The organism is Nonomuraea sp. NPDC000554, from assembly GCF_040300065.1.
GTDB lineage: Bacteria > Actinomycetota > Actinomycetes > Streptosporangiales > Streptosporangiaceae > Nonomuraea.
Window position 1 is genome coordinate 133,210 of record NZ_JBEPDC010000017.1, and the last position, 18,569, is coordinate 151,778.

The following is an 18,569-nucleotide window of genomic DNA, read 5'->3' on the forward strand; positions in this document are numbered from 1 at the left end:
CGCACCCCGGCACACTTCTTCAGGGAGCCATCAATGAACCACCGAGGCCGCCTCTCCGCGGCACTCGTCGCCGCCGTCGCCGTGCTGGCCACAGCGTGCAGCGGCGGCGGGGGAACGACGAAGGACATCGCCGGCAGCTACACCGCCAAGCCCACGCAGACCGGCACCCCCAAGCAGGGCGGGACCGCCACGGTCGCGCTGACCCCCGGGCTCAGCCCCAACTACATCTACCCCTACCCGCCGGCGGCGGCCAACGGCACCGTCATCGCCCGCGGCCAGCTGTGGCGCTCCCTCTACCGGCCCAGCGGCGAGGGCGACCAGGTCTCCGACGCCGAGCTGAGCCTGGCCGAGCCGCCCGTCTACAGCCCCGACCGCGACACCGTGACCATCAAGATGAAGGACTACAAGTGGTCCAACGGCAAGCCGGTCACGGCCGATGACGTCGTCTTCTCTCTGGCCCTGCTCAAAGCAGCGCTCGCGGAGAGCCCGGCCAACTGGAGCTTCTACACCCCCGGCCAGTTCCCCGACGGCGTGAGCGCCGAGGCCGCCGCGCCCGACACGCTCACCCTCAAGCTGGAGACCACGTACAACCCGTCGTACCTGCTGTCCATGCTGACGCTGCTGTACGTGCTGCCCTCCACCGAGTGGAACATCGCCGCAACCGGCGGCCCGCACCTCGACTACAAGCAGCCTGAGAACGCCAAGGCGATCTACAAGTACCTCACCAAGCAGTCGGAGTCGCAGGCCACCTTCGCCAGCAACCCGCTGTGGCAGGTCGTCAACGGCCCCTACCGGCTCAAGAGCTTCGACCCGACGACCGGCTCGTTCTCCCTGGCGCGCAACGAGTCCTACAGCGGACCGGGCGAGTCGCGGCTCGACCAGATCGACTTCAAGGCCTTCACCTCCGCCGCCGCCGTGCTCAACCAGTTCAAGGCGGGCAACCTGACCGTCGGCACGCTGGACTCCAGCTTCGCCACCCAGATCGGCGAGCTGAAGGCCAAGGGCTACAACGTGTACGGCGCGCCCGCCCCCGCCCGGTTCGACTCGCTCGTCATCAACTTCGCGAACACCGTCAACAACTTCGACAAGGTGATCAAGCGGCCGTACGTCCGCCAGGCACTGCAGCGGCTGATCGACCAGCAGGGCTACATCGCCAGTCGCGGCATCTACAACGGCGCCGGCTCCCCGAACTACAGCACCGCGGGCACCGGATCCCCCTACCCGCCCGCCTTCGGCGACCAGCCGCCCTACCCCCACGACCCGGCCGCCGCCGAGAAGCTGCTCACCGACAACGGCTGGAAGGTGGCGCCGAACGGCTCCACCACCTGCGAGCGTGCTGGCACCGGGCCCGGCCAGTGCGGCGCGGACATCCCGCAGGGGCAGACGATCAGCTTCACCCTGGCCTCCGCCAGCTCCCCGGCCTTCGTCGGCGCGCGTGACGTCGCCTTCGCCTCAGCGGCCAAGAAACTCGGCATCGAGGTCAAGATCGTGACCAAGTCGCTCAACTACATGTACGCCAACTACGGCAACACCTTCGCCCCCGCCACCAAGAACGAGTGGGCGATGCAGGACTACGGCCCCCTCTACCTGGCGGCCGGCTACCCGAGCAGCAACACGGTGTTCAACACCGAGGGCAGCTTCAATCTTGGCAGCTACAAGAACGCCGAGGCGGACAAGCTGATCAGCGCCTCGACCTTCGGGGCGGACGAGAAGTCGCTTTCGGCCGAGGTGACCAGCCTCGCCCAGGACCTGCCGGTGCTCTTCCTCCCGACCCCGCACACGCTGGTGGTGTGGAAGAACACCCTGTCGGGCCCGCAGTCGTCGTTCAACGCCCTGATCAGCTTCCTGTACACGCCGGAACTATGGTACTTCCACGACTAGCGCGAGACCTGGCCGGTGACGCCAGGGTGGTGGCCCTCGGCGAGGGCGCGCACAACATCACGGAGTTCTACGAGCTCAAGGACGAGCTGTTCCGCCTGCTCGTCGAGGAGCACGGGTTCACCGCCTTCGTGATGGAGTCGGGCTTCGCCGAAGGGCTGGCCGTCGACGCGTGGATCCACGGCGGGCCCGGCGAGGTCGAGACGGTCGCCCGCGACGGCATCACCTACCGGTTCGGCGAGTGCGAGCCCATGTGGCGGCAGCTGACCTGGATGCGTGAGTGGAACGCCGCGAACCCGACGAAGGTCAGCTTCTACGGCATGGACCTGCCCGGCTCCTCCACCTCGCCCGGACCGGCCGTGCGCGCGTGCCTCGACCGGCTGCCGGAGCTCCCCGGCGACGAGGAACTCCGTCGCCTCAGCGACCTGGGCGGCCGGACCGAGGCGGCGATCCGCTACCGGGCCATGCCCGCCGCTGAGCGGGCCCGCCTGCTCGACGGCCTCCGCGCCCTGGTGGAGCGTACGGCGGCGCACGACGACGGGGGCGTGCACCGGTGCGGGGCCTCGATCGGCGCCTTCCTCGCCGAGCTGGACGTGCCGAGGGCCGGGCCGTACCCGCGCGACGTGTTCATGGCCGATACCGTGCGCTGGATCCTGGAGCGCGAGGAGCGGATCGTCGTGAGCGCGCACAACGCGCATGTCCGGCGCACGCCGCTGCACGGCCGGCCGATGCTCGGCGGCCTGCTCGGCGAGGGTCCCGTCGTCATCGGGATGACGTACGGCTCCGGCCCCGAGGTGCGCTTCACTCAGCGCTCGCCGCGCCCGTTCGACTGCGACGTCTCCCTCCACGAGCGCACCCTGCCGCCGAACGCCATCGAGTCGCGGCTGGAGCGCCTCGGCCGGCCCGTCGCCGCTGTCGACCTGCGCCACGCGCCGGCCGAGCTGTTCGACGGGGTGGCGGGCACGCTGGCCGCCGGCGGCCTCGACCCCGTCGACGACTTCCCCGCCGCCTACGACGCGCTCATCCACGTCCGCCGGGTGACCCGGGTCCCCGGCGCGTTCGAGCGGCTCCGCGCAGAGTTCGAGACCGGAGCCCAGTCCCCAGAAGAGCCGGAGTCACCGTGACCGCTGCCTACCCGCCCGCCCGCACCGTCGAGGTCGTCGAGGACGTCGCCGGCGTGCGCGTGCCCGACCCCTACCGCTGGCTGGAGAAGGAGACCCAGGAGGTGCGGCAGTGGCAGCGGCGGCAGGCCGAGCTCGCCACCGCCGCCGTCTACATCGGCCAGGATCCGGAGGCCGTCCGCGACCTGATCCGCGCCTGCGACACCGGCTCCCGCCCAACCCTGCCGACGTACGCCTCCGGCCGCTGGTTCCGCGTCGTGACCCCGCCCGAGGGCTCGGCGCCCGTGGTGGTCGTCTCCGACAAGCCCCTCGGAGACGGGCGGAAGATCGTCTCCCTGGCCGGATGCGGTGCGGGCGAGCATCCGCCGGTCGTGTCCTGGCTGGCGCCCGCGCCTGACGGCCGGGTCCTGGCGCTCGGCCTGTGCACCGACGGCAGCGAGCACAACACCATCCGGCTCGTCGACGTCGCCTCCGGGCGGCAGCTCGACGGCGCGCCCGAGCAGGTCCTGCACAGCGCGTGGGCGGGCGGCGTCTCGTGGCTGCCGGACAGCACGGGCTTCTACTTCTTCGCGCTCACCGGCACGCCGGAGGAGTTCCGGCAGACGGTCTTCCTCCACCGGCTCGGCGGCGGGACCGAACCGGAGCCGATCCCGGTCGGCGAGGGCTCCCGCGAGTACACGCTCGTCCAGATGTCGACCGGCAGCCGCTGGGCCGTCGCCGCCCACCGGGTGGGCAGCCCCGTCCCGGTCGCGGTGCGCGACCTTTCCGACCCCGATACGGCCTGGCGGCCCTTCGTCACCGGGTGCACGGGGACGATCGCCGGGCACGTCGTGGGCGACCGCTACATCGCGGTGACCGACGTCGACGCCCCGCGCGGCAGGGTCGTCGCCATCCCGCTCGACGCGGCCGCCCCCAGCGACCCTGCCGGGTGGACCGAGCTCGTCCCGGAGGGGGACACGGTGCTGCGCTCCCTCACCCCGGTCGGAGAGCACCTCTACCTCAGCGAGTTCGACCGGACCTTCGCCAGGGTGCGCATCCTCGACCGCTCGGGAGCCGTCACCGGCGAGGTCCGCCTCCCCGGCCGGGGCGCGCTCGCCGCGCCCTTCTTCCCGCTCACCGCCCTGGCCACCGGCACGCCCGCGGCCGACTTCGTCTTCGCCTTCTCCACCCTCACCAGTTCCTGGGGCGTCTACCGGCACCGGCCCGGCGAGACGGAACCGGAGACGTTGACGCCCCCCGCGATCGTCCTCGACGCCGTGCTGGAGGAGGGCGAGGCCCTCGCGCCGGACGGCGTCGCCGTGCCGTACCACGTGGTGCGCGGCACCTGCGGCGATCCGTACGGCGTCGCCGTGCCGTTCCACGTGGTGCGCGGCGCCGGCGGTGATCCGGCGCCGGTGCTGATCTCCGCGTACGGCGCGGCCAACGTGCCGCTCCTGCCGCAGTACCAGCCCGACCTGGCCGCCTTCGTCGCCGCCGGAGGCGTGCTGGTCCAGGCGTACCTGCGCGGCGGCGGCGAGTTCGGCCGCGACTGGTACCTGGCCGCGCACCGGGAGCGCAAGCACGTCCGCGACGCCGACCTCGTCGCGGTCGCCGAGCACCTCCTCGCCACCGGCCTGACCAGCCCCGACCGGCTCGCGCTGACCGGCGGCTCCGACGGCGGCCTCATGTGCGGGATCGCCGTCACTCGGCGGCCCGAGCTGTGGCGTGCGGTCCTGCCGAGGGCCCCGCTGCTCGACCTCATCGGCGGCACCCGCGACCCCTACCTCGACTTCGTCATACGCAAGGCGTGGGGGGACCCGGACGACCCCGCCGAGGTGCGGCGGCTCCTCGGGCTCTCGCCGTACCAGCTGGTCGAGCCCGGCGTCTTCCCGGCGGTCTACCTGCAGGCCGGGGCGACCGACCCACGGTGCCGGCCCTGGCACGCGCGCAAGTTCGCCGCTCGCCTGCAGGCCGCGCAGCGGGGGGACGCGCCGATCCTGCTGCATGTCTTCGAAGACGCCGGCCACGGCGCGGCGACCGCCCCCGACGTCGCTGTCGCGCAGGACGCCGAGTGGCTGGCGTTCCTGATCGGCACGCTCGGCCTGCCGGGCGTCAGCCGTCCGGGACCGACCTGATCGACATCAGGCGCAGCTGCAACATGGCCGACAGCCGCGCGCCCGAGTCGCCGAGGTCGAGCCGGCCGACCTCGGCGGCGCGGCGCAGCCGGTAGCGGAAGGTGTTGGGGTGCACGTACATCGCGGCAGCGGCCACCGCGACGTCGCCGAAGGCGTCGAGCCAGGCCCGGAGCGTCTCGGCCAGGCTGCTCTGGTGCTCCCTGTCGTAGGCGACGATGCGGGCGACGGCCCCGCTGGGGATGTCGCCGCGCGGGACGAGGTCGGCGAGCTCGATCAGCAGCGCCTCGACGTGCACGTCGTCCAGGCGGGCCACCTGCTGCCCGCCGCCCCCTGAGCGCAGCGCGCGAAGGGCGCGCTCGGCACCCGACCGCGACCGGGCGAGCGCCGAGCTGTCAGCGGCGAGCGGCCCGACCCCGATCAGCGGGCGCAGCCGCGAGCCGACACGGGCCAGGAACTCGGTGGCGACCCACATCGCGCGCTCCTCGACGTCCTCGCGGTCTTGCTCCCGGTTCTGCGGCAGGGGCAGCACGCCGAAGGCGACGTCGCCGATGAGCGCCGCGGCGGCCCGCGGGTGCGCCGCGGACAGGTGCATGGCGAAGGCGTCGGCCAGCCGCTTGCGCTCGGTGGCCAGCTGGGCGGGCAGCGGGTGCTCGGCCGCCGAGCCGACGACGGTCAGCGCGAGGACGACCACGGGCTCGTCCTTCAGCCCGAGGCGGCGGACCGCCTCCAGCGACCCCGGCCCGCTCTCCAGGGCGGTGCTCAGCAGCTCGGCCCGCAGCCGCCGCTCCATGTCGGCGTCGGCGCGCTGCCACACCATGTGCATCGCGACCAGCTTGGACGCCTCGTACAGCGCCTCACTGCGCTCCTCGTCCAACGGTTCGGGGACGACCACCCAGATCGTGCCGAGGATCTCGTCCCCGGCCCGCACCGCGATCGCCGCCCGGGGCAGTTCCGGCGGCAGCGACGGGTCGACCGGCTCGGGAAGGGGCGCCACGTAGACCGGCCGGTCGCTGCGGTAGATCGCCTGGAACACCCCGCGCTCCTCCAGGATGCGCGTGTAGCGCCCCGGGACCTGGCGGCCCAGGATCGTCTGGACACGCGAGTGGTCGGCCTCCTCCTGCCGGCTGGAGAAAGCCAGCAGCCGCGAGTTGCGGTCCTCGATGGTGACGGGCGCGTCGAGCAGCGCGGCGATGGCGTTGGCGACCGCGAACAGGTCGCCGGACCTGATCCGGCCGACCGTGTGCGCGTCCCGGTCGGCCAGCCCGCCGCCCTCGGCGGTCAGCGACCGGAGCATCCCCGCCAGGTGCGTCCATGACGCGCCGCGCGCAAAGGACAGGACCGTCACCCCCGCCTCGCGGGCCGCCGCGACCAGACCGTCGTCGGGCACGACCGGCGCACGGACCACGAGGCCGACGGCGTCGTGCCGGCCGAGCTGGGTCACCACCCGGGCGAGGTCGGCCGAGTCGTGCAGGCCGACGCCGAACACCAGCGCGCGGCTCGGCAGCTCGGGCTCGTCGAGTGGGTCGTAGATGACGACGCCGCCGACGTCGCCGGCCTGCTCGACGTCGCCGCAGACGACGTCGAGCAGGGTAGAGCCGAGTTCCTCCAGGACGCGGGCGAGGCTGGCTCGCGGGAGGCTGGTCACGGGGACAAGCACGCGGCCGAAGCTAGCGCAGCGCGGGTGGGTCGGCGTTCGTTCTGCATGACGAAAGGATGCTACCCGGTTCGTCGGACCGGACCGGACCGGTCTCAGGCGAGGGGTACCCACTCCGTGGCGACCGTCACCTCGTCCAGGACCTCGGGGATCGGGGCGACGCCCAGCCCCGGGCCGGTCGGCACCGCGAGGTGCCCGTCCTCCAGGACGAACGGCGGCGTGAGGTCGGCCCGGTAGTAGCGCTCGGACGCCGAGGTGTCGCCGGGCAGGGTGAACCCGGGAAGCGCGGCGAGCGCCACATTGGCGGCTCGGCCCAGCCCCGTCTCCAGCATGCCGCCGCACCACACCGGCACGCCGTGCGCCGCGCAGACGTCGTGGATCCGCCTGGCCTCCAGGTATCCGCCCACCCGGCCCGGCTTGATGTTGACCACCTGGCAGGCACCCATCGCGATGGCGTCGGCGGCGGCGCGAGCCGAGACGATCGACTCGTCGAGGCAGATCGGCGTGCTGATCCGCCCCGCGAGCTCCGCGTGCCCGAGCAGGTCGTCCTCCGCCAGCGGCTGCTCGAGCAGGAGCAGCCCGAACGGGTCGAGCCCTGCCAGGTGCCGCGCGTCGCCGCGCCCATAGGCGGTGTTGGCGTCCACCTGCAGCAGGATGTCGCCGAAGCGCTCGCGCACCGCGCGGACCGGCTCGACGTCCCAGCCGGGCTCGATCTTCAGCTTGATCCGCAGGTAACCTGCCTCCAGGTAGCCGGCCACGGTGTCGAGCAGTTCGGGGATCGACCCGGTGATCCCCACGGACACCCCGCACGGCACGCTCTCGCGGACCGCGCCGAGGGCCCGGCCGAACGAGACCCCGGCCGCGCGCAGCTCGGCGTCCAGCACCGCCGTCTCCAGCGCGGCCTTGGCCATCCGGTGGCCCTTGAACCCGGCCAGCGCCGGAGCGACGCGGTGCGCGTCCAGGTCGGCCACCCCGGCGAGCGCCGGGACCAGGTAGCGGCTCAGTACGTCGGCTGAGGCGTGCGTGTACTCCGAGGAGTACAGCGGCGCGGTCCCCGCGCCGCACTCGCCCCACCCCTCGGCCTCGCCGGTGACGGCGCGCAGCACCAGCGCCTCCCGTACGGTCTCCGTCCCGAACGACGTACGGAAGGGCGCCACGAGTGGCATCCGGATGGTGCGGATCTCTACCCCGATGAGCTTCACAGCGACTCCTGCCTGTCCACGATGTACCAACCCGCGCGGTCGAAACCGCGCACCCGCGCGCCCTCGGCGAGCAGGTCACCAAGCACGTCCCGCAGCGCCGTACGCCACTGCGCGGCCAGCCCCGGGTCGTGCTCGCGCATGGTCTCGACGTCCCCGGGGACCCTGACCAGCACGGTGCGCGTGCCGGCGCGGCCGGCGACCGGCCCGCCCCTCGGCGACATGTCCAGCGCCACGGCAGCCTCCGCCGCGCGGGCGGACGCCGCGTCGGCCGGCCTGGGCACGCCCGCGCAGGCCGCCACGGCGGCGGGCGACTCCAGCCGCCACCGCACCAGAACCCGGTCGGTGTCGTCGTCGCGGTTGATGTCGTCGTCAATCGGGCCGTAGAAGTTCGGGAGATACTCGTCCGGGTCGGCGGCCAGCTTGGTGATGTTGAAGTAGGCGTTGCGCCGGATCAGCGGGTCGAAGGTCCAGCAGACCTCGCCGACGCCGCGCGACATGGCCCAGGCGCGCTGGTGCAGCTTCAGCGCGAAGCCGACGTTACGTCCCTGCACACGCGCCAGCACGCCGGCGATGTGACTGTGCAGGGCCTCGCGCGCGGGCGGGGAGAAGAAGCCGAAGCAGGCGCCCACCAGCTCGTCGCCGTCGAAGGCGCCGCTGACGTAGCTGCCCGCCTTCTCCATCGCCCGCAGCAGGTCGGCCGTCACCGGCGGGTTGCTGTCACCGGTACGCCAGATGCGCTCATACAGGCGGCGGACGGCCTCGAACTCGGCGACGCTGTCCAGGGGGCGGATGTCGACGCCCGCGCTGCGCGCGGCCGCCTCGGCTGCGCCGTACGCCAAGTCGACGGGCCGGAACCCGCGACGGTCGCGGATGAGATCAGTCACGCCGGTCATGGTTCCAGCCGGTCGGGCCCTGTAGCTGGTCGGCGAGCACGGGAGGATGGGCTCTGGTTCGTCCGGGCGGACAACCCCGCGCCCCGAGCAGCTCGGCGACCAGGGCCGTGAGCAGCCGCGTCCGCCTCGGCAGCTCCGCTACGACCACGTGCTCGTCGTCGGCGTGCGCCCCGCCGCCGACCGCGCCCAGCCCGTCGAGGGTCGGCGTGCCCACTCCCGCGGTGAAGTTCCCGTCGGAGGCGCCGCCGACGGCGACCGAGGCGAGCGGGCCGAGCCCGAGCGTCGCCGCGAGCCGGCGGGCCCGCTCGAACAGGTGCTCCGACGCCGCGGCCGGGAGCGGCGGCCGGTTCGGACCGCCCCTGATCTCCAGCTCGGCGCCTTCCAGCGCGGGCCGCAGGCCGAGCATCGCGGCGTGGACGCGGATCTGCTCGGCGGCCTCCCAAACCCGGGCGTCGACCTCGAAGCGCGCCGACCCGGGCACGGTGTTCACCGTGGTGCCCGCCTCCAGGCGGGTCGGCGTGACGGTCGTGCCCAGCCTGGGATCGCCCAGCCCGGCCACGGCGACGACCTGGCGGGCCACTTCCACCGAGGCGTTGACGCCGCGCTCCGGCTCCAGTCCGGCGTGCGCGGCCCGTCCCCGCACCAGCACCTCGTAGCGCGAGACGCCCTTGCGCGCGGTCTTCAGGGCTCCGCCGGGCCCGGCGGCCTCCAGGACCAGCGCGGCGGAGCACCCGCGGGCCTCGTCCTCGATGAGCGCGCGCGAGGAGGCGGACCCGGTTTCCTCGTCGCCGGTGACGAGCAGGGTCAGGCCGTCCAGGTCGTCCAGCGCCGCAAGCGCGTGGAAGGCCATCACCAGCCCGGCCTTCATGTCGAAGCACCCGGGCCCGCGCAGCAGCCCGTCGCGCACCTCGAAGGGATGCGTCCGCAGCGAGCCGACCGGCCACACCGTGTCGTGGTGCCCGAGCAGCAGCACCCGGGGCTCGCCGCCGAACCGCCAGCGCAGGTGGACGCAGCCGTCCACCGCCACCCGTTCCGCCTGCGCGCCCAGGAGCCGGGCGCCGACCTCGGCGACCGCCTCCGCGCTGCGGGCGACAGCGGCCAGGTCCTCGGACGGGGACTCGCAGCGCACGAGCCGATCGATGTCGGCGATCATCGCGGCTGCGGCGGGATCTTCATTTCCTGATCGGCGCATCGCTCCAGCATGGCGAAGCGCGGCGGGCGCGGACCTGTCCGGTCGGCCAACATCGGCTCGTCCCGTTGGGACCGGGCGATGAATGGGGCGGCACGCAGCCTTGCCACCTGCCGACGCACACCGCGAGCTGATGACACAGGACCAGAACGCGCAGCTGTACAGGAGAACGCCTGGGGCCGGTGTCGGCTCCCAGGCGTTCAGCGTCTCGGCTGCTACACGGTCAGTAGGTGAGGATGACGCAGCCGCTCTGGCCCGGGAGGCCGGGCTTGGGATCGGGGCCGTTGCCGCCGTAGCCGCCCACGCCGGTCCCTTGGGGGCAGGCGCTGTGGACCCCGGACCCGGGCATGCCTGGAATGCCTCCGGCACGGGTCCCGGCGGAGTTGCCGTTGGCGCCCTTCTGGCCGAAGTGGAGGCCGGCGTCGCTGCCGGCGCACCAGGTCTGGGCGTAGCCGCCTGCGCCGCCCCCGAACGCAGGGCCGCCTGGCGCGGTTGGATTGCTGGTGTCGCCGCCGCCTCCGGCGCCGGTCAGGACCACCTTGATCTCGGACACGCCGCTCGGCACGGTGAAGGTGTGCCGGCCGGGTGTGGTGTAGGGCTTCGAGGGGAGGCCGGACGCCTGCCCGCGACCATGATCCGCCACGTAAAGTGTTGGCAAGATTACGCTGCCGGTTTGCTGCGGTTCGGGTGTGTCGTCCTCTCCCAGGTCGCGTGACGTCGTGCGCCCTGGCGTCACAGGGCTTCCTGCGCACTCGCCCCGTGACGGTCAGCGGCGGATGACCAGGTGGAAGTTGTAGCGGTCGGCACGGTAGAGGGACTCGGCCTCCTCCACCAGCCGTCCCCGCGTGTCGACGCTGATGCGCATGGCGCGCAGCGCGGGGCTGCGGGCGGGAACACCGAGCAACTCTGCCTGGAGCTTGGTCAGCACGGTCGCGGTCAGGTCCTGATCGGCGCCGGAGACCCGGGTGTTGTAGCGCGTCTCCATGACCCGGTACAGCGAGCCCCCAAGATCCTGGTCGAGAAGCTTGGGGAACAGACGCGCGGGCAGGTGCAGCGTCTCCAGGCACATCGGCAGGAAGTCGGCGAGCCTGATGCGGACGATGCGGTAGACCGGCGTACCCTCCTCGATCTCCAGCGCGCGGGCCGTGGCCGCGGGCGCGGGCACCTCCTCGGCCGACAGGAGGCGTGAACCTGGCTGCAGGCCGCGGGCCAGCATGTCCTCGCTGAAGGAGGTGAGCACTGGCTCCTTGGAGATGCGCTGCCGGGCGACGAACGTGCCCTTGCCTCGCACGGAGTAGACGCGGCCCTCCTCCGTCAGCAACTGCAGTGCCTGCCGCACGGTGGCACGGCTGATGCCGTAGCGCTCAGCCAGCTCGCGCTCCTGCGGCAGCGCCTCGTCGGGCTGCAACAGGTCGATCTCGGCGACCAGGAGGCCCCGGACGTGTTGGTATTTGGGCTGTCTACTCATTCCCGCGCCAGGGTTCGTGGGACGGCCGCGACGAAGCGGCGCGTGATGTCGACCGGGTTGGTGATCGCGGTGCCGACCACGACAGCGAAGGCGCCCGCGGCGAAGGCGCCCGCCACGTGATCGGGCGACCAGATCCTCCCTTCGGCGACGACCGGCACTGGTTGCGTTTCGGAGAGTGCGCGCACCAGCTCCAGGTCGGGCTCGTCCGGGTGATGATCACTGCCAGTGTATCCGGAGAGCGTGGTGGCGATGAGGTCTGCGCCGGAATCGGCCGCGAACAGGCCCGACTCAAGGCTGTCCACGTCGGCCATGACCGGGACGCCGAGCTCGTCGTGTACGCGCCTGATCAGCTCGGGAAGGGTCTCGCCGCCGGGGCGCGGGCGCTCGGTGCCGTCGGCGGCGATGAGGTCGGCGCCCGCGCCGGCCAGCGCGACGGCGTCGTCGAAGGTGGGGGTGATGAAGACCGGGCAGCCTTCGCGGTGGATCTTCCTGATGCCGATCACGGGCAGGGCGCAGCGAGCCTTGATGGCGGCGATGTCGGCGGCGCCTTCCGCCCTGATGCCGCGGGCGCCGCCGAGCTCGGCGGCCCTGGCCATGGCGGCCATGTGCGCCGGGGTGCGCAGGGGGTTGCCCTCTGGAGCCTGGCAGGAGACGACGACCGCGCCGCGCAGCTTGTCGAGGATCACTTGTCTTCCTTCCGTGTGGCAGTGTCGACGAGGGGGCCGAAGCAGGCGACCGCGCCCATCACGGCGAGTGCGGACGCGCCGTCCAGCGGGGCACCGCGCGGCGGGCGCACGTCGAGACCTGGCAGGGCGGCGGTGAACGGATCGAGCATCAGCCCGCCCGCGGAGAAGAGCGCGCCGGTCCACGACACCGGCGCCTTCTCGATTCCGGTACGGCGGAGCGCGGCCAGGGTGGACTCGGCGAGCAATCGGCCCGCCTCCGTCCAGATCGCGGCGGCGATGGCGTCTCCCGCTCGGGCGGCCTCGGCCACGTCGACGGCGAACCCGGCGATCGTGGCTCCCCTCGCAGGGTCGGCCGACAAGCGCGTGGGCAGCTCGCCCAGGTCGCCGTAGTGGCGTCCGGCCAGGTCCAGCAGGGCGCGTGACCCGCCGCGCCCGTCGGCGCAGCGGAAGGCCTCCTCCAACCCGCGCCGCCCGATCCAGAACCCGCTGCCTGCGTCGCCGAGGAGGTGCCCGAGTCCGTCCACCCTGGCGGAGGCGGCCGCTACGTCCGAGGCCAGCACGACCCCCCCGGTGCCCGCTGCCACCACCGCCCCGGCCTGCTCGCCGAGCGCGCCCAGGTAGCCGGTCACGCAGTCGTCCGCGACGACGACGCGGCGCGTGCCGTACCGCGGAGACCATGCCCTGAGGATCTCGTCCGCGCAGGACGGCCGCCCGTGCACGCCGGTCACCCCCGCGGCGACGGTGCCGATACGCATGTCGCCCGCCATGGAGTCGACCAGCGGCGTCAGCGTCCGCAGCAGGGCTTCACCAGGCGGCACGCCGAGCGGAAGCCCGGCCGCGTCTGCTTCGCGATCCCCGAGTCGCAGCCGGCAACCCGACTGCCCGGCGTCGATGCTGAGCGTTGACTCCACTCGTGCCCCCTCTATTGACCGGTATCCGCGCGTCGATCTACGGTACTTCAGGTACGGACCTGAGAGAAAGTGGCCCGTACCTAGCAACCCCCCGGAGGATGCCATGAACAAGACGCGGCCTGTGGTAGTGGCGGCGACCATCGCCGGCTGTCTGCTCGTGGCGGCCTGTGGCGGCGGCTCGTCCGACCGGAGCGGCGGGAAGGTGAGCATCCGCTTCTCCTACCTGTGGACCGGCAAGGAAGCCGAGGCCATGGAGAAGGTCATCGCCGACTTCAACAAGAGCCAGGACAAGATCACGGTCACCGGGGTGTCGAACCCGGACCAGCAGGCCCAGCTCGCGGCGATGACCAGCACGAGAGGCGCCTACGACATCTCCGACAGCTTCGGCTCCAACACCGGGGCGTGGGCGTCCAAGGGCGTGCTCGAACCGCTCGACGAGTATGTGCAGGCCGACAAGTACGACCTGAGCGACTTCGTGGCACAGGCCATGGAGCAGGTCACGTACGACGGCAAGCTCTACGCGACGCCGATCGCGATGCACTCCTTCATGCTCCTGTACAACAAGGACCTGCTGGAGGAGGCAGGGATCAAGGAGCCGCCGAAGACGGCGAACGAGCTCGCCGACGCGACCGCCAAGCTCACCACGAAGGGCTCCGGCGGGCTCACCCGGCTCGGCTTCGGCTCCCCGACCGGCCAGGGCACCGACTACATCACGCTGGCCATGGCCTGGGGCGGCAACTGGTACAGCGGCGGCAAGCCCGCCCCGACCGCCCCACAGAACGTCGCCGCCGTCGACTTCTACGTCAACAACGTCATCAAGAAGTACGGCGCCGCCGAGGTGCAGAAGTTCACCTCGGGCTTCGGCGAGTACCAGTCGCCGCAGAACCCCTTCTACCAGGGCAAGCTCGCCATGATGATCGACGGCGAGTGGCAGTCGGCCCTGATTCAGAGCGCCGCGCCCAAGCTCAACTGGGGCGCGGCGCCCATCCCCTACCCCGATGACCACCCCGAGCTGGCCGGCGGCAGCCAGGCCACGGCGAGCATGCTGTACATCCCGAGGAACTCCCAGCACAAGAAGGAGGCCTGGGAGTTCATGAAATACCTGCTCTCACCACCGGCGATGGGCGCGTTCACCGAAGCGCTGACCAACCTGCCGGCCCGCACGAGCCTGCTCGACGACCCGCGCTACGACAAGTTCCCCAACTTCAAGGTGTGGCTGGACCAGTTGAAGAGCAAGAACCTCAAGGCGCTGCCGAGCCTGCCGTCCTACACCCAGTACAACGCCGACCTGACCAGCGCCTTCGACGCCGTCAACCGGCTGGAGAAGTCGCCGGCCGACGCGCTCGCCGAGGTCGCCGGCAAGGTCCAGGGCTATGAGTGAGCGGCGCTCCGGCATCCTGTTCAGCTCGCCGTGGCTGGTCGGCCTGCTGGTGCTCACCGCCGGGCCGGTTCTGGCCTCGCTGTACTACAGCTTCACCGACTTCAACCTCTTCGAGAGCCCCGAGTGGGTGGGGCTGGACAACTACGCCAGGCTGCTGGCCGACGACCGCTTCATGACCGCGTTGTGGAACACGGTCTACCTCACCGTGTTCGGCGTGCCGGTCATGCTGGCGCTCGCGCTGCTGGTCGCGCTGGCGCTGAACTTCCCGGTACGCGGCCAGCCGCTGTATCGCGCGATCGTCTACCTACCGGCGATCGTGCCGATCGTGACCGCGACCTACCTGTGGCGCTGGATGCTCAACGCCCAGTACGGCTACCTCAACCAGCTGCTCGACCTGCTGCACCTCCCCCAGCCCAACTGGCTGGACGACCCGCTGTGGACCAAGCCCGCCGTACTGCTGGTGGGATTCTGGGGGATCGGCTCCACGGCGGTCATCTACCTGGCCGCGCTCAAGCAGGTGCCGCAGCAGCTCTACGAGGCGGCCGCTGTCGACGGGGCCAACGCGCGGCAGCGGTTCTGGCATGTGACGTGGCCGGCGATCACGCCGGTGACGCTGTTCCAGCTGATCATGGGGATCATCACATCGCTGCAGATCTTCACCCAGCCGTACCTGCTGGCACAGGAGCGGCTCAACCCGGCGGCCGGCGGACCTGGCGACTCCCTGCTCACCTACACCATGTACCTGTACCAGAACGCGTTCTCCTTCCTGAAGATGGGCTACGCCTCGGCGATGGCGTGGGTGCTGTTCACGGTCATCCTCGCGCTGACCGCGATCGTGCTGAAGACCTCCAAGCGGTGGGTGCACTATGGCCTCGACTAGCCGTCGCTACCTGGGAAAGCGCGCCGGGTATCACGCGATACTCGTCCTCATCGCCGTGGGGTTCCTCTTCCCCTTCGCGATCATGTTGTTCACCGCGTTCAAGGATCCACAGGACATCTTCCAGTCGCCGCAGCTGCTGCCCAGGACGTGGACGGTGGACAACTTCGGCGACGCGGTCCGCTCGATGCCGTACCTGCGGTACGTGGGCAACACGCTCGTGCTGGTCGTCCTCAACGTGCTCGGCACGCTGCTGTCGTGCCCGCTGGTGGCCTACGCGCTGGCCAAGCTGCGGTGGCGGGGACGCGATGGAGTGTTCCTCAGCGTGCTCGCCACCATGATGCTGCCACCGCAGATCACCTTCATCCCGCTCTACCTGCTGTGGAACGAGGTCGGCGGGGTCGGCACGTTCCTTCCGCTGGTCATCCCGCAGTTCTTCGGCACCGGGTTCTACATCTTCCTGCTGCGGCAGTTCTTCACCGGGATCCCCGACTCGCTGCGGGAGGCAGCCCGCCTCGACGGCGCCTCGGAGCTGCGGATCTACCTGCAGATCATGCTGCCGCTGGCCAAACCGGCGCTCGCCACCGTGGCCGTGTTCCAGTTCGTGGCCACCTGGACCGACTTCCTGCTGCCGCTGATCTACCTCAACGACGACAGCAAGTACACCCTGTCCATCGGCCTCTACAGCTTCTTCGGCGAGCACGGCGTGCAGTGGGGGCCGCTCATGGCCGCCTGCGTCTTCTTCACCGCGCCCGCCGTCATCGTCTTCATGATCATGCAGCGGTACTTCGTCAGAGGTATCGCCATCACCGGAATGAAATGAGGTCTCCCTCCGTGTCCTACCTCCCGATCACCGGCACGTTCCTCGACGAGGTCACCCACGACATCCCCTCGCAGAACTGGGGCCCCGCCGAATGGGCCCGCGAGTTCGACACCTTCGTGCAGACCGGTATCGACACCGTCATCATCATCCGCAGCGGATACGGCGAGAAGCTGTCCGCACCGTCGAAGGCGATCTCCTCGCGGCGGCCCACCCTGCCGGTGTACATCGACCTGGTGCGGCTCTTCCTCGACCTGGCGGCCGAGCGTGGCATCAAGCTGTTCTTCGGACTGTACGACTCCGGCTACCACTGGTATCGCAACGACTGGACCGTCGAGGTCGACATCAACAAGGCCTACCTGCACGAGATGTTCGAGAACTACGGGGACTCGCCCGCCTTCCAGGGGTGGTACCTGCCGCACGAGACCTCGGACTCGGGGCTGCGGATCATCGACATCAACACCGCGCTGGCCAAGGAGATCAAGTCGATCAGCGACCTGCCGATCCTGGCCTCACCGTACTTCCACGCCCGGGCTGACTATGCCGTCGACACCCGCACCGTGCCACGGACGCCCGAGGAGCACGCACGCGCCTGGTCGGAGATCTTCGAGCGGTACGCCGGCCTGGTGGACTACTGCGCTTTCCAGGACGGCACCGCCGACCTGCTGGCCCTGGAGGACATCACGGCGGCCACCGCGCAGGAGGCGCGCAACCACGGGATCAGGCTGTGGTCGAACCTGGAGACCTTCGACAGGGACATGCCGATCAAGTTCCCGCCGACCGACTGGCGCAAGCTGGCGCACAAGCTCGACGTGGTCCAGCCGTACGTGGACAAGGTGATCACCTTTGAGTTCTCGCACTTCATGAGCCCGAACTCGATGTGGGAGCCGGCACGCAACCTGTACCGCCGCTACCGCGAGTTCCTGGAGACCAAGTGAGGCTGACCCGGCGCGCTGCGCTGCTCGGCGCCGCCGCTGCCATGCTGCCTGCCTCCCTCCCTTCCCTGCCCGCGTACGCCGGCGGCGGCCGGGGCGCGAGCATCCAGATCGACCCGACCTTTCCCTACTACCTGGACAGGTCGGCCGACAGCATCGCCGACGAGCTGCTGGCCAACGGGTACCGCACGGTCCACTACTTCGTGGTCAACGAGCTCGACGTGCGAACCGAGCTGGTCAAGGCGTTACGGCGGCGCGGCATCACCGTGTGGGCGATGGTCGTCGGGCTCGGCTCCTACTCGGTGGCGAGCTGGCCGCAGGGGTGGGAGAGCTGGCAGATGGAGTTGCTCAAGCCCATCGACCTGGGCGGGTTCCACTTCTTCTCGCCGTTCAGCGCCGACTACGTGACGTTCAAGAGCGGGATGATCGCCAGAATGCTGGCCGCCACGCCCTTCGACGGGATCGAGGTGGCGGAGCCGTACTTCCCCGACTGGGAGGGCATCGACAAGGGGTACTACGGCGACGTCGGGCCGCTGGCGCGTGCGGCCTTCCAGCGGGAGTACGGCACAGCCATCCCGGACTTCGCCGACCCGGCCTCGCCCACGTACTACAGGACCGACACCGCGCGGTACGAGAGGTGGATCCAGTTCCGCGTCGACGCCGTCAACCGGTGCGTCGCGGAGATCGCCGGCGCGGCCAGGGCGGCGCGACCGGACCTCAAGGTGGCCACGTGGTCGCTGGCGGTCGACGGCGGGCCGGACTCGGTGGCCAGGGAGCGCGAGTTCCAGGGGCTGGACGCGGCGGCCATGGTGGCCCTGGTGAAACCCGACGTGCACATTCTGCAGACGAACTGGCCTGACTGGGTCAAGCCCGACCTGCCACCCGACTACATCAGGGCCTACCAGCCCTTCGTCGACCAGATCAGGGCGGGTAGCCCCCGGGTGCCGATCGGCGTGCAGACCGATATCGGCTCGCAGCGCGCGATGGCGCGCGACGACGCGTGGATCGAGCGCTTCACACAGACGGTGGAGCGGATGGGGCTGGCCACGTGGATGGCGTACGAGTATCACCTCGGCGCATACATATACGAGAATCCCCCCATTCCCACGTCCGCATATATCCCGAACTCGGGGGCGATCGAGCTGTCCTTCCAGAAGCGGATCGACCCTGACTCGGCCAGGCGACCGGAGAGCTTCGAGGTCATCACGGAGACCTCGCGCCGGTTCGTCCCGCCGGAGGCGGTCACCGTCGACGGCAACCGCGTCACGCTCCTGACCCGGCCTCCTTCCGGACGACTGCGCGTCGCCGTGCGCAACGTCACCGACGCTCCGAAGTACTGGCTGTACGACAAGACCGCCCCCGCCAACCCGGTCCCGCCAGGCGCGGTCGTCGACGTGTCACGCCGGCGTCCCGAGGGCGCCTAACGCGGCGGTGGCGCGG

Annotated in this window: 16 protein-coding genes; 8 read left to right on the forward strand and 8 right to left on the reverse strand. The window is 71.2% G+C overall.

What is annotated here, in order from left to right:
* Positions 1–33 precede the first annotated feature (33 nt).
* From ABT294_RS29670 to ABT294_RS29680, 3 genes are read left to right on the forward strand one after another with little or no spacing between them, the layout of a single operon-like run.
* Positions 34–1,881: an ABC transporter substrate-binding protein gene (locus ABT294_RS29670; protein ID WP_350809572.1), complete on the forward strand. Its 1,848-nt coding sequence runs from the start codon at positions 34–36 to the stop codon at positions 1,879–1,881.
* Positions 1,863–3,002 (forward strand): erythromycin esterase family protein, encoded by a 1,140-nt coding sequence (locus tag ABT294_RS29675; RefSeq protein ID WP_350809573.1) that lies wholly within the window; start codon positions 1,863–1,865, stop codon positions 3,000–3,002. The genes ABT294_RS29670 and ABT294_RS29675 overlap by 19 nt, the downstream gene beginning before the upstream one ends.
* On the forward strand, positions 2,999–5,113 hold the full coding sequence (locus ABT294_RS29680; protein ID WP_350809574.1) for a prolyl oligopeptidase family serine peptidase: 2,115 nt from the start codon (positions 2,999–3,001) through the stop codon (positions 5,111–5,113). The genes ABT294_RS29675 and ABT294_RS29680 overlap by 4 nt, the downstream gene beginning before the upstream one ends.
* On the opposite strand, the gene ABT294_RS29685 is transcribed toward ABT294_RS29680, so the two are convergent.
* From ABT294_RS29685 to ABT294_RS29720, 8 genes are all read right to left on the reverse strand, one after another.
* Positions 5,091–6,770, reverse strand: a complete 1,680-nt coding sequence (locus tag ABT294_RS29685) for a PucR family transcriptional regulator (RefSeq protein ID WP_350809575.1) — start codon at positions 6,768–6,770, stop codon at positions 5,091–5,093. The two genes, ABT294_RS29680 and ABT294_RS29685, sit on opposite strands and share 23 nt — an antisense overlap.
* 92 nt (positions 6,771–6,862) lie before the next feature.
* Positions 6,863–7,969 (reverse strand): o-succinylbenzoate synthase, encoded by a 1,107-nt coding sequence (menC, locus tag ABT294_RS29690; RefSeq protein ID WP_350809576.1) that lies wholly within the window; start codon positions 7,967–7,969, stop codon positions 6,863–6,865.
* Complete coding sequence (locus tag ABT294_RS29695) at positions 7,966–8,853, reverse strand: GNAT family N-acetyltransferase (RefSeq protein ID WP_350809577.1); 888 nt, start codon at positions 8,851–8,853, stop codon at positions 7,966–7,968. Before ABT294_RS29695 ends, menC begins: the two co-directional genes overlap by 4 nt.
* Positions 8,846–10,054 carry a M20 family metallopeptidase gene (locus ABT294_RS29700; protein ID WP_350809578.1) on the reverse strand — a complete coding sequence of 403 codons (1,209 nt, stop codon included), beginning with the start codon at positions 10,052–10,054 and terminating at the stop codon, positions 8,846–8,848. Before ABT294_RS29700 ends, ABT294_RS29695 begins: the two co-directional genes overlap by 8 nt.
* Positions 10,055–10,274: 220 nt before the next feature.
* Positions 10,275–10,694, reverse strand: coding sequence for a glycine-rich domain-containing protein (locus tag ABT294_RS29705; protein ID WP_350809579.1), 420 nt, complete (start codon positions 10,692–10,694; stop codon positions 10,275–10,277).
* A 123-nt stretch (positions 10,695–10,817) separates the two neighbouring features.
* Complete coding sequence (locus ABT294_RS29710) at positions 10,818–11,519, reverse strand: GntR family transcriptional regulator (protein ID WP_350809580.1); 702 nt, start codon at positions 11,517–11,519, stop codon at positions 10,818–10,820.
* Positions 11,516–12,205 carry an N-acetylmannosamine-6-phosphate 2-epimerase gene (locus tag ABT294_RS29715; protein ID WP_350809581.1) on the reverse strand — a complete coding sequence of 230 codons (690 nt, stop codon included), beginning with the start codon at positions 12,203–12,205 and terminating at the stop codon, positions 11,516–11,518. Before ABT294_RS29715 ends, ABT294_RS29710 begins: the two co-directional genes overlap by 4 nt.
* Positions 12,202–13,116 (reverse strand): N-acetylglucosamine kinase, encoded by a 915-nt coding sequence (locus ABT294_RS29720; RefSeq protein ID WP_350809582.1) that lies wholly within the window; start codon positions 13,114–13,116, stop codon positions 12,202–12,204. The genes ABT294_RS29715 and ABT294_RS29720 overlap by 4 nt, the downstream gene beginning before the upstream one ends.
* A 103-nt stretch (positions 13,117–13,219) precedes the next feature.
* Between ABT294_RS29720 and ABT294_RS29725 the strand changes: the two genes are divergently transcribed.
* From ABT294_RS29725 to ABT294_RS29745, 5 genes are read left to right on the forward strand one after another with little or no spacing between them, the layout of a single operon-like run.
* Complete coding sequence (locus tag ABT294_RS29725; protein ID WP_350809583.1) at positions 13,220–14,497, forward strand: ABC transporter substrate-binding protein; 1,278 nt, start codon at positions 13,220–13,222, stop codon at positions 14,495–14,497.
* Positions 14,490–15,377 carry a carbohydrate ABC transporter permease gene (locus ABT294_RS29730; RefSeq protein ID WP_350809584.1) on the forward strand — a complete coding sequence of 296 codons (888 nt, stop codon included), beginning with the start codon at positions 14,490–14,492 and terminating at the stop codon, positions 15,375–15,377. Before ABT294_RS29725 ends, ABT294_RS29730 begins: the two co-directional genes overlap by 8 nt.
* Positions 15,364–16,197 carry a carbohydrate ABC transporter permease gene (locus ABT294_RS29735; RefSeq protein ID WP_350809585.1) on the forward strand — a complete coding sequence of 278 codons (834 nt, stop codon included), beginning with the start codon at positions 15,364–15,366 and terminating at the stop codon, positions 16,195–16,197. Before ABT294_RS29730 ends, ABT294_RS29735 begins: the two co-directional genes overlap by 14 nt.
* An 11-nt stretch (positions 16,198–16,208) precedes the next feature.
* Positions 16,209–17,132 (forward strand): DUF4434 domain-containing protein, encoded by a 924-nt coding sequence (locus tag ABT294_RS29740; protein ID WP_350809586.1) that lies wholly within the window; start codon positions 16,209–16,211, stop codon positions 17,130–17,132.
* Complete coding sequence (locus ABT294_RS29745; RefSeq protein WP_350809587.1) at positions 17,129–18,553, forward strand: hypothetical protein; 1,425 nt, start codon at positions 17,129–17,131, stop codon at positions 18,551–18,553. Before ABT294_RS29740 ends, ABT294_RS29745 begins: the two co-directional genes overlap by 4 nt.
* Positions 18,554–18,569 lie beyond the last annotated feature (16 nt).